Annotated in this window: 12 protein-coding genes; 4 read left to right on the top strand and 8 right to left on the bottom strand. The window is 39.6% G+C overall.

What is annotated here, in order from left to right:
• From ACNKXS_RS01620 to ACNKXS_RS01600, 5 genes are all read right to left on the bottom strand, one after another.
• On the bottom strand, positions 1–725 hold a 725-nt coding region (locus ACNKXS_RS01620), incomplete at its 3' end, for a TPM domain-containing protein (RefSeq protein WP_417919354.1).
• Entirely contained in the window at positions 679–1,122 is a 444-nt protein-coding gene (locus tag ACNKXS_RS01615; protein WP_417919353.1) for a TPM domain-containing protein, read from the bottom strand. The genes ACNKXS_RS01620 and ACNKXS_RS01615, both read right to left, overlap by 47 nt.
• A gap of 4 nt (positions 1,123–1,126) precedes the next feature.
• Complete coding sequence (locus ACNKXS_RS01610) at positions 1,127–1,720, bottom strand: LemA family protein (protein ID WP_417919352.1); 594 nt, start codon at positions 1,718–1,720, stop codon at positions 1,127–1,129.
• A 1-nt stretch (position 1,721) separates the two neighbouring features.
• On the bottom strand, positions 1,722–2,051 hold the full coding sequence (locus ACNKXS_RS01605; RefSeq protein ID WP_417919351.1) for a MerR family transcriptional regulator: 330 nt from the start codon (positions 2,049–2,051) through the stop codon (positions 1,722–1,724).
• Positions 2,051–3,028 (bottom strand): M23 family metallopeptidase, encoded by a 978-nt coding sequence (locus tag ACNKXS_RS01600; protein ID WP_298246178.1) that lies wholly within the window; start codon positions 3,026–3,028, stop codon positions 2,051–2,053. Before ACNKXS_RS01600 ends, ACNKXS_RS01605 begins: the two co-directional genes overlap by 1 nt.
• Before the next feature lie 132 nt (positions 3,029–3,160).
• On the opposite strand from ACNKXS_RS01600, the gene alaS reads away from it, so the two are divergent.
• The 3 genes from alaS (at position 3,161) to ACNKXS_RS01585 (ending at position 7,702) form a co-directional block, all read left to right on the top strand.
• The gene (gene alaS, locus ACNKXS_RS01595) at positions 3,161–5,779 is read left to right on the top strand and encodes an alanine--tRNA ligase (protein WP_417919350.1); all 2,619 of its coding nucleotides are present in this window, start codon (positions 3,161–3,163) and stop codon (positions 5,777–5,779) included.
• Positions 5,780–5,821: 42 nt separating this feature from the next.
• Positions 5,822–6,772, top strand: a complete 951-nt coding sequence (locus tag ACNKXS_RS01590; protein WP_417919349.1) for a GSCFA domain-containing protein — start codon at positions 5,822–5,824, stop codon at positions 6,770–6,772.
• Between the two features lie 315 nt (positions 6,773–7,087).
• Positions 7,088–7,702, top strand: coding sequence for a DUF4230 domain-containing protein (locus ACNKXS_RS01585; protein ID WP_417919348.1), 615 nt, complete (start codon positions 7,088–7,090; stop codon positions 7,700–7,702).
• Here ACNKXS_RS01585 and ACNKXS_RS01580 read toward each other — a convergent pair.
• From ACNKXS_RS01580 to ACNKXS_RS01570, 3 genes are all read right to left on the bottom strand, one after another.
• A complete protein-coding gene (locus tag ACNKXS_RS01580; protein ID WP_417919347.1) occupies positions 7,699–9,456 on the bottom strand; it encodes an aromatic amino acid hydroxylase in 1,758 nt (585 codons plus the stop codon). The genes ACNKXS_RS01585 and ACNKXS_RS01580 overlap by 4 nt on opposite strands.
• Before the next feature lie 115 nt (positions 9,457–9,571).
• Positions 9,572–10,114 (bottom strand): DUF4136 domain-containing protein, encoded by a 543-nt coding sequence (locus ACNKXS_RS01575; RefSeq protein WP_417919346.1) that lies wholly within the window; start codon positions 10,112–10,114, stop codon positions 9,572–9,574.
• A 168-nt stretch (positions 10,115–10,282) separates the two neighbouring features.
• The gene (locus ACNKXS_RS01570; protein WP_417919345.1) at positions 10,283–10,453 is read right to left on the bottom strand and encodes a DUF5522 domain-containing protein; all 171 of its coding nucleotides are present in this window, start codon (positions 10,451–10,453) and stop codon (positions 10,283–10,285) included.
• Positions 10,454–10,485: 32 nt separating this feature from the next.
• Here ACNKXS_RS01570 and ACNKXS_RS01565 point away from each other — a divergent pair, with 32 nt between their 5' ends.
• Positions 10,486–10,812 carry a hypothetical protein gene (locus tag ACNKXS_RS01565; protein ID WP_417919344.1) on the top strand — a complete coding sequence of 109 codons (327 nt, stop codon included), beginning with the start codon at positions 10,486–10,488 and terminating at the stop codon, positions 10,810–10,812.
• The last annotated feature ends 56 nt before the right edge of the window (positions 10,813–10,868 follow it).

The raw sequence follows: 10,868 nt of genomic DNA, 5'->3' as shown, positions 1-10,868 counted from the left end.
AAGCTGCCTCTTCCAAGACTACTTAAAATGATAGCGTCCCACAGGATGCTTCCGCCGTTTCTACGTCCGCCATTACGACCACCGCCACGTTTATTGAACATGGAAATAATTACGATCACGAACAACACAAGGAAGACGATCGCTCTTACTGGGATGCCACCGCCGGTATTGTTATTTTGTGGAACACCTTCGTAGCTGCCAGCGAGAACCTGAAACATGGCATTGGTTCCTTTATCAAGACCAGCATATATATTATTATTTCGAAATTCTGGCAGGATAATTTGTTCTACTATCTCCTTAGACTTTGCATCGGTCATATACCCTTCAACGCCATAGCCCGTGGTGATCCAGATCTTTCGGTCTTTCTCAGCCACCAGAACAAGAAGTCCATTGTCTTCATCCTTTGTCCCAATTCCCCACTCATGTGCCCAATCTGCCGCATACGTACCAATATATTCTCCCTGCAGGCTTTCAATCGTAGCGACTACTATTTGGGTGCTTGTAGTATCGGCATAATTGATAAGCTTTTGCTCCAGGGCTTTTTCTTCAGAAGCATTTAGCATATCTGCTTCATCAAAGACACTGGTTTCAACTGCTGGCTTTGGGGGTATTTCCCGTTGTGCCTGGAGATTGAATGTGCAAATTAAGACGAGTAAAAGTAGTAGTTGTTTGATAAGTCTAGCCTTTTGAAATTTGATCTGAAAGTTCGTTAGTATCCATCTCATCCCAGGGGAAATGCTTTTGAAGTTCCTCACCAGCCTTTAGCACACCATCGATAAGACCTTTAGCAAAATCTCCTTTTTTAAACTGAGAAACGATCATATCTTTGGTGCTTTCCCAGAAGTTATCTGGAACCACATCATTAATCCCTTTATCACCATAGATCACAAAATTTCGATCTTCCACAGCAACATAGATGAGGACGCCATTAGCCTGCTTGGTGTTATCCATTTTCAAGGCATGAAAGACTTCCATTGCACGATCAAAAATATCCATTTTACCAGCAGTCGGTTCGATATGAACACGAATTTCTCCACTAGTTTTTCTTTCTGCCGTTCTAATAGCATCAACGATCTTCTCTTCCTCCTGTTTGCTTAAAAAAGCTTCTACATCCTTATTCATAAGTCTAAAAATCGAATTCTACGTCTGGTGCGTTTTCAGCTCCTGCATCTGCCTGGAAGCGCTCCATTTTTTCGAAACCGAACATACCTGCAAACAGCGTATTAGGAAAAGTTCTTATGTAAGTATTAAAGTCGGTTACCGCAGCATTGTAACGGTCTCTCGCAACATTAATCCGGTTCTCTGTTCCTTCCAGCTGTGATTGTAGCTGTAAGAAGTTCTGGTTGGCCTTTAGATCAGGGTATCTTTCCACAGTTACCAGTAATCTTGATAATGCTGAAGTAACTCCTTGCTGAGCCTGCTGAAATTGTTCAATTTGTGCAGCGCTAAGATTTTCAGCATCTACATTTACTGAAGTAGCTTTGGATCGAGCTTCTATAACATCCTTTAAAGTTCCTCTTTCAAAGTCTGCAGCTCCTTCTACAGTTTTCACCAAATTACCAATAAGATCATTTCTTCTCTGGTAACTGCTTTCTACGTTAGACCAGGCTAGTTTGGCATTTTCTTCTTTGGTAACCGCCGTGTTATTGAATCCGGCAGTTACTTGCCAGACTACTATTACAAGGATTACTATGATTGCTATTGGAAGCCACTTTTTCATGTTATAATTGGTTTTTTAGGTTAACTAGTTCAGCTTTAATTGTTTCTAATTTTCGAATAATATCGAAGGTACTTAGCGTTTTATTCTTTCCTTCCTTAAGATGGATTTTAGCACCTTCCAGCGTAAAACCTCGTTCTTTTACCAGGTGATAAATCAGCTCAAGATTTTTAATGTCTTCAGGGGTAAATTTACGATTTCCCTTGGCATTCTTCTTTGGTTTAATGACATCAAATTCTTTTTCCCAGAATCTAATTAGTGACGTGTTGACGTTGAATGCCTTGGCAACTTCACCAATACCATAATAACGTTTTTCAGGAAGTTCGATATGCATTAATCCAGGGATTGGTTTTCACGTTGAGCTCTTTCCAGCACTTCGCCAAATTCTTCAGGAGATAAGTTTCCGTAGTAAAAATTAATAGGATTGATCCTGTCTTCATCTTTAAAGATCTCGTAATGTAGATGTGGCGCTTCAGATCTACCGGTGCTTCCCACAAATCCAATAACATCACCTCTTTTTACGGTTTGTCCCCTACGAACGTTGTACTTATATAGATGGGCGTAAAGACTGGTGTAGCCATAGCCATGATCTATTCTAATATGATTGCCATAACCAGTAGACCTGCTATCTGCTCTTACAACCTTGCCATCGCCGGTTGCATAAACGGGAGTACCTCTTGGAGCGGTAAAGTCCATACCGTAATGGAATTTTCTAACCTTGGTGAATGGGTCATTTCTCCAGCCATAACCTGAAGCGATCCTGCTTAGATCCTGGTTTTTGACCGGTTGAATAGCTGGAATAGCTTCCAGTAATTCACCTTTTTCCCTCGCAAGTTCAGCGATCTCATCCAGGGATTTGGATTGAACCACAAGTCTTTTGGTAAGGATATCCATCCTTTTAGTGGTTTCGGTGATAAGTTTACTGTTGTCAAATCCTTCCAGGTCCTTATACCTGTTAATACCGCCAAAACCAGCCTTTCGCTGTTCTTCGGGAATTGGATTCGCTTCAAAGTAGAGTCTGTAGATGTTGTTATCGCGATCTTCAATATTAGCCATCACATCCTGAATCTGGTCCATCTTTTTATTCAGTAGGCCATATTGCAACTGCATGTTATGTAATTCACGCTTTAATGCTTTTTCCTTCGGAGTTTCAATTTGAGGAATATTCAAATAAATGACGAGTAAAATAAAACCGGCCAGAAACGATCCAGTAATACTTAGAAGAGCGATACCTAATCTTTTCCCTTTTTTCTTCTCAATTTTCTGATAAGAAAGGGTCTCGCTATCGTAATAATATTTAACCTTCGACATGAGTTAAAATTATGCTATTTTTGCCATTCGAAAACGGCTCGAATACCGTGTTATATCGTACGGTAAACGAACAAATATATGAATTGTTTTGCCGTCTTCATAATTTAATGAAATTTGCAACAAATTAGCCAAATGAAGTCACAGGAGATACGCCAGCAATTTCTGGAATTTTTCAAATCAAAAGCTCATAGTATTGTTCCCTCTGCGCCAATGGTGATCAAGGACGATCCTACACTTATGTTCACCAATGCGGGAATGAACCAGTTTAAAGAATTTTTTCTGGGAAATTCAGAACCTAAGAACAGCAGGCTTACCGATACTCAAAAATGTCTTCGGGTAAGTGGAAAGCACAATGATCTGGAGGAAGTGGGGCATGATACCTATCATCATACAATGTTCGAGATGCTGGGTAACTGGAGTTTTGGTGACTACTTTAAAAAGGAGGCGATCAGCTGGGCATGGGAACTGCTTACAGAAGTTTATAAGATCGATCCTGAAACGCTATATGTTTCAGTTTTTGAAGGTAGCGAGGATGCAGATCAACTTGGTCTGGATACCGAAGCACTGGAACTTTGGAAAAAGATCGTTCCGGAGGAGCGTATTATCTTCGGAAATAAAAAAGATAATTTCTGGGAAATGGGAGACCAGGGACCTTGTGGTCCTTGTTCTGAAATTCATATCGATATAAGATCTGAAGAAGAGAAAGCGAAAACTGCGGGTAGAGATCTTGTGAATATGGATCACCCACAGGTTGTGGAGATTTGGAACCTGGTATTTATGCAATATAATCGTAAAGCCAATGGTTCTCTGGAGGATCTTCCAGCCAGACATATCGATACGGGAATGGGGTTCGAACGTTTGTGTATGGTATTGCAGCATAAGAAATCCAACTATGATACAGATGTTTTTACTCCGCTACTAAGTAAAATTGAAAAGATCACTCAATCGACCTACGGTCCTTCAGAAGAGAAAAATATTGCAATGCGAGTGATTGCAGATCACGTTAGAGCGGTTTCATTTTCAATTGCAGACGGACAATTACCTAGCAACACTGGAGCAGGTTATGTAATAAGAAGAATCCTGAGAAGAGCGATTCGTTATGGATTCACATTTCTTAATACCAAAGAGGCGTTTATCTATAAACTGGTGCCGGTATTGAGCAAGCAGATGGGTGCTACTTTTCCTGAAATGACATCTCAGCAAACTCTTATCGAAAATGTGATTAGAGAAGAAGAGCAGTCCTTTCTAAGAACTCTTGATCAGGGATTGGTGCTTCTGGAGAATCTAATGCAGAATTCAGAGTCCAAAACAATTTCTGGAGAGAAGGCATTTGAGTTATATGATACCTTTGGTTTTCCAATCGATCTCACCGGACTTATTTTGCGTGAGAATGGGTATGAGCTGGATGAGAAAGGTTTTGAAGCAGAATTAAAAAAGCAAAAAGATAGGTCAAGGGCGGCTACACAGGTGAGTGCAGGAGACTGGACCGAGATCAAAGCGGTAAATGAGCAAGCTTTTATAGGTTACGATGAGCTTGAATCGAGTGCATATATTTCGAGATATAGAAGAGTAGACTCTAAGAAAAAGGGAGAATTGTACCAGCTTGTGCTGGATCAAACTCCTTTCTATCCGGAAGGTGGAGGACAGGTTGGAGACAAGGGAATGTTGATGACTGCAGATGGTGAAACGATCAAGGTTCTGGACACCAAGAAGGAAAATAATTTGATCATTCACTTCACTAAAAAATTACCTGTCAATCCTGAAGCAGAAATCAAAGCAATCGTAAACTACAGAGAGCGTGCAAATACTGCAGGTAATCATACTGCAACTCACTTGTTACATCAGGCGCTTAGAAGTATTCTGGGTACTCATGTAGAACAGAAAGGATCTATGGTGAATGACAGCTACTTAAGATTCGATTTTTCACATTTCAGCAAGCTTACTTCGGAGGAGATTCAAAAGGTTGAAAATTTTGTAAATGCTCGTATTCGTGAGAGCTTGAAATTAGAAGAGCAGCGTAACACCAGTTATGAGTCTGCCCTTGAACAGGGAGCTATTGCATTATTTGGAGAAAAATACGGTGATTCCGTAAGAGCGATCAAATTTGGTGATTCTATGGAACTTTGTGGTGGAACGCATGTTTCGAAAACTTCAGATATATGGTATTTCAAAATTACCGGGGAAGCCGCTGTAGCTTCAGGTATTCGTAGAATCGAGGCTATTACCGGAGAGGCTGCAATGCAGTATTTTCAGGAACAGGCATCAACTCTTAGCGAGATAAAGAATGGTTTAAAGAATTCCAATGACCCTGTAAAAGCGATCCAGAATCTTCAGGAGGAAAATAATGAACTTAAGAAACAGGTGGAGAGTCTTTTAAGGGATAAAGCGAAAGCTCTTAAAGCTGAATTAAGAACTGAGGTTGAAAATATTAACGGGGTCAACTTTTTATCAAAAAAGGTAGACCTGGACGCAAATGGTATTAAAGATCTGGCATACCAGCTAGGTGAGGAGTTCGATGATCTTTATATTCTATTTGGAACAGAGCAAAATGGTAAAGCGCTTCTTTCCTGTTATATTTCTAAAAGGCTGGTAGAGAAATCTGATCTAAATGCCGGGCAGATCGTTCGCGAATTAGGTAAGTATATCCAGGGAGGTGGAGGAGGCCAGGCTTTCTTTGCAACCGCCGGAGGTAAAAAACCCGAAGGAATTGACGAAGCCCTTCAACATGCTAAAGACTACTTAAATAAATAATAAGAATCCCGACCTCTCGTCGGGATTTTTTATTTTTATAGCATGCAGTTTAGAACCATTGTGCCCGTTGATCTGTCTCCCTGGAAGATCGATCATACTACCAGGATCATTCTAATGGGCTCCTGTTTCGTGGAGAATATTGGCAGGAAGCTCGAATATTCAAAGTTCCCGGTCTTACAGAATCCCTTCGGAATTGTTTTTCATCCTATAGCGATGGAAAGACTCATTAGGCGTATAAATTCCAGAAACTTATTTACAGGAAGTGATCTATTACTGAAGAATGACCAGTATTTAAGTCTGGAAACGCATTCTATGATGAATAGAAGTAGCGCTGAAGAATGTGTTCTAAATCTGAACGATTCGCTGGAAACATCCTATAAGTTTATAAGGGAAGCAAGGGTTTTAGTGCTGAGCCTGGGAACAGCCTGGGGTTATGAGCACGAAAGCCTGGACGGTGTTGCTGCAAACTGTCATAAGATTCCGCAGAAAGAATTTAAGAAAAAGTTGTCCACCATCGATGAGATCACAGATTCCTTAAAAACAATTAGTAAATCTTTACGGGAGATCAATAAGGATATAAAGATTCTTTACACGCTTTCACCGGTAAGACATTGGAAGGATGGAGTAGTGCAAAACCAGCAAAGTAAAGCTCATTTGCATACTGCTATCCAGGAAGCGGTTGACGTTGATGCGGAATCTTATTATTTTCCATCCTATGAAATTTTACTGGACGAACTACGGGATTATCGATTCTACGCTAACGATATGTTACATCCTAATGAGGTCGCAATTAGCTATATCTGGAACAGGTTTTCTGAAGCATATTTTGATGAAAGTACGAAGCAATTAAATACTGAGATCGACAAAGTGCAAAAATCACTTGCCCATCGACCGCTAGCAGAAAACCCTATTCATCATAAGAAATTTCTTACGAAACTACAAGCTAAAATCGAGGAAATTCAACAAAATCACCCTCAAATAACCTTTTCTTAGACCCTATTCTTGCTGAGTTTACTAATTTTTTAAGGTTTGATAACTGGATTTTAACGTTTTATTCTAATTAATTTGTAAATTTACAGAGCAGATCCGTTATAATTTACGTCTGTAATTATTTAAGCATCGCTCAGGTAATCAGATAATTATAAGGATTTGTTTTCTAAAATTTGTTGGGGTAGATTTTAGAGTTTACAAAAGGACGGGTGGGGCCGTCCTTTTGTTTTTTACTTCTCAACTTTAACTTTCTTTAATATTTTTCAGGCGTTTTCAACAGGCTATTTTTTATACTTTGCTCTCTTATAGATCTTAGATATGAAGAACCTTCTTATAGTTATCCTACTTATTGGCCTGTGTATATTTGGATACCGATACTGGGAAGAACGCAATAATGAAAAGGAAAGTCTTCAGCAAAATACTGCACTAATCCAGGAACAGATCAGGAATGTAGGGAAGCTCGTGGTTACTGAAGGAACTTTCTCGCAGGTGTTCACTTATAAGAACTCGAAAAGCTTCTATTTCGATGTACTTTCAGCAAGAAAAAAAGCGCTTATCATCGTAAATGCCGACGTTAGCGTAGCTTATGATCTAAGTAAACTTGATGTCGAGATCGACGAAGAGAATAAACGAGTTATCATACATAGTATTCCAGAGGAGGAAATCAAGATAAATCCTAATATTAAGTACTATGATGTCACTCAGGATTATCTCAATCAATTCGAAGCCGAAGATTATAACAAGATTAAATCCAGGGTAGAGAAGGGTTTGCGAGAGAAGATCGAAAAATCACGACTTAAGACTAATGCGAAAAACCGACTCATAAGTGAGCTCCAAAAGATCTATATTCTAACGAACTCAATGGGTTGGTCACTGGAGTATCAGGACCAGGTCATTGAAAATAATCAGAAGCTCGAAAGGATAAAGCTTTAGGGGCTAACAAGTTTTGATTCGGTCATTTTGATGCCATCCTCGATCAAATGAGCAATTTCTGGTCTTCGCTTCTTAAGTTCCAGAAGATAAGTTTTTACTTCATCTGCCAGACTTTGATCATTATCGACAGCAAGCTCATAAATCTCTATCGCCAGTAACCAGTCATTCTTATGATGTTTTTTCAGAATATCAAAAGCAGCGTTCAATGAGAACTTTGTATTCTCCCCGTGGCGAATGTTCGAAACTGCCTTGTACAAGGACTCCAGTTCTTCCCGTTCTGGTGTTAGTTGAGTTTTAATGGTTGTACTGGATGGGTTGTGTGTAATTAGATCAAAAGAATAATGATCTGCAGGTCCGGCAAAGGCAGAAATGATTGCTTTTCCTACCGCCATATCATATCGTCCCCAATCTGGTTGAAATAAGATCTCATCTCCATGAGTAACCGTACAATCTTCAAAACTAATAATGATGATCTTGCCCTGTAGGTTTCTGGTTCCTGTAATGATCGAACCTTCCACCTTGATGCCGCCCTCAAATTCAAGACTTACTCTTTCTCCTTCGTAAATTGCATAAGCTCTAAGATCCCGCGGACTCATATCCTCAATAGCAAGATTAATACCTTTTAGTTTTCCAATTGGTGACCCAAATCCATCTGCGTGAGAAGATGTACCATGTCCAACAAGCTCTTTTTCGCGGTAAGAAAGTGCAGTTTTTCCGGTGGTTTGAATATAGATAGGGCGATCTTCATGTTCTAGAACCCGGCTAAAATTACCAGATACCTGTATGCCGGTCGTAAACTCTATAGTTCCAAGATTTTTAGAATCAATTAATTCTTTAATTCCTGAGAGTCCACCACGTCTAAGAGCCATTTTATTTGCAAATTCTTCCAGTACGAGGCTAAGATGTGCAAAATCTGGAGTCACATAGAGTTGTGGCTGAGGTTTAGTGATATCAAACTCCTGTTGTGAAGCTTCGATCGTGTAAGGGATCTTCTTTACTTTACTGGTCATACAGGATTTACTTTCTCCGATAGAGGAAAGCAAGCCTGCCCCATAGATCTTAGGATCTTCAGGAGTGCCAATCAAACCGTATTCTACCGTCCACCAGTGTAAATTTCTTATCTGCGACATTTCGCTAGGATTCACTTTTTTATTCTGAAGATCTTCCACTCGTTTTTCTACAGCAATGATCTTTTCTTCGGAAGTGTTTTCAGCTTCCTTTAAGATCGATAATTCACGAATCGCTTCGTAAACTTCAAAATCATGTGAGCTGGAGATCGCTTTACATCCAATTTCACCAAACCTTCTCAGGTATTCTGCATATTCAGGATTGGCAATGATGGGTGCATGTCCTGCTCCTTCATGGATGATATCGGGCGCGGGTGTATACTCAAGATGTTCGAGCTGGCGAATATCACTTGCAATCACTAAAACATTGTAGGCCTGGAATTCCATAAAAGCTGCCGGAGGAATAAAACCATCTACAGCAACTGCCGCCCAGCCTATTTCCTCGAGGATTCTGTTCATTCCATACATATTCGGAATACTGTCTATGGAAATCCCAGTTTTCTTAAGTCCGTCAAGATAGGATCTATGGGCTACCTTACTAAGATAATCCACGTTCTTACGCATCACATATCGCCAAACCGCCTGATTGATAGGTGTATAATCTTCGTAATTTTGCGGTTTAATATATTGCTGAAGATGGGCAGGTAACCTGTCCAGAATTTCGTTGGATTGAATATTATCGAGCATGATCTTCCTTTACTAAAACGTTTGCGTTAAAAGTACAAAATTTGACATAGAATTTCCATAATCCTCGCAGAGCATTAGCCATAAAAAAAGCCCCGAATCGGGGCTTGAGTATTTTTTATTTCTCCATTCCGGGTGGATATTTTTCCATGATCTTGGCAACGATCTCGTTGATTCGTTCCTGTTTTTTATTTACTTCCCGGGCTAATGCTGCAGTTCCCATTCCCTGCCACACTAGTTCTTTATTTTCGGAGTCAATTAGGTCTATGTAAAGCGTTCCTTCACTAGTTCTGTTTACAGTGTTGAATCCGCTACCCCAATACCATGGGTTCCATCCCCATCCATAACCCCAACCAGCAAAGTTATTCTGGTAAATATTGATGTTTTCGTTAGTTTTTGTAAAAATGCTCACTAGAAGATCTGGGTTATCAGATTTTGTGAAGCCATTTTTTTGCATTTCACTCTCGATGGCTCTTAGAATTCTTTTTTTATCAAGATCAGAGATATCGGCTTTATCTATTCCTGGCTTGAAAAATGCGAAGGATTTGTACTGATTAAAATCGGCTTCCCGATCGTAATCTGATGCTACACGCACACTACTACACGAGTTGAAGATAAGTGCCAGTAGCAGCACTAGAGGAGTAATTTTTAAAAATCTCATAGGTTAGAATTTAAGTTGTTCGTTGTAAACTGATGTAGAAAATGAGATTTCTAGAGAAATACCTTGAAATTTCAGATTCTTCAGTCTTCTAAAAGTCTCAAATATCGTGCCGAAGGATTGATTAGAAGGCGATTGAAGTTCAAGAGCCAATAGAGGATATCAGTTAATTTACTTCTGCTTATTTGTTTTCTTATCATATCCATAAGGGCAATGACGACAACCACTTTCACAACAATAACCGCGTTTTAAGTGATATTTCTCAGTAAAACAGCGGTATCCTTCCGGGGTCAGGTAGTAGTCTCCGTCCTCGAGTGGGATTCTTTTTCTCTGAAAATTCATAGCGCTAAAATACAATTTCTTATATTCATTCCATGATTTTGATCGTGAACAAAAGGCTGTTATCAGGGAGATTCAAAGGTATTAGCCTCTGGCCTTTTGTAATACTTGAGAATATTCATCTTAAGAAAGACAAATATTTTATCAACCATGAGCGTATTCACCTTCGGCAGCAAATTGAGTTGCTCGTGATATTCTTCTATATATGGTATGCGCTGGAATTTTTTGTTAGATATGCTTCACTTAAGAATGGGATGCAGGCTTATCGAAATATTAGCTTTGAAAAGGAAGCCTATAGACGCGAAACCGACCTTAATTATTTAAAAAAACGCTCCTTCTGGGCTTTCACTAACTATATGTAGTAAGTCCCTAGAATTTCATTGCTAATTCTTTCTTCTACAGCGGATGCATTATTTTT

Source organism: Christiangramia marina (assembly GCF_048285865.1).
In the GTDB taxonomy this organism is placed as follows: domain Bacteria; phylum Bacteroidota; class Bacteroidia; order Flavobacteriales; family Flavobacteriaceae; genus Christiangramia; species Christiangramia marina.
Note: the sequence above shows the minus strand (reverse complement) of the source record. Positions and strands in the feature narration are given on the sequence as shown.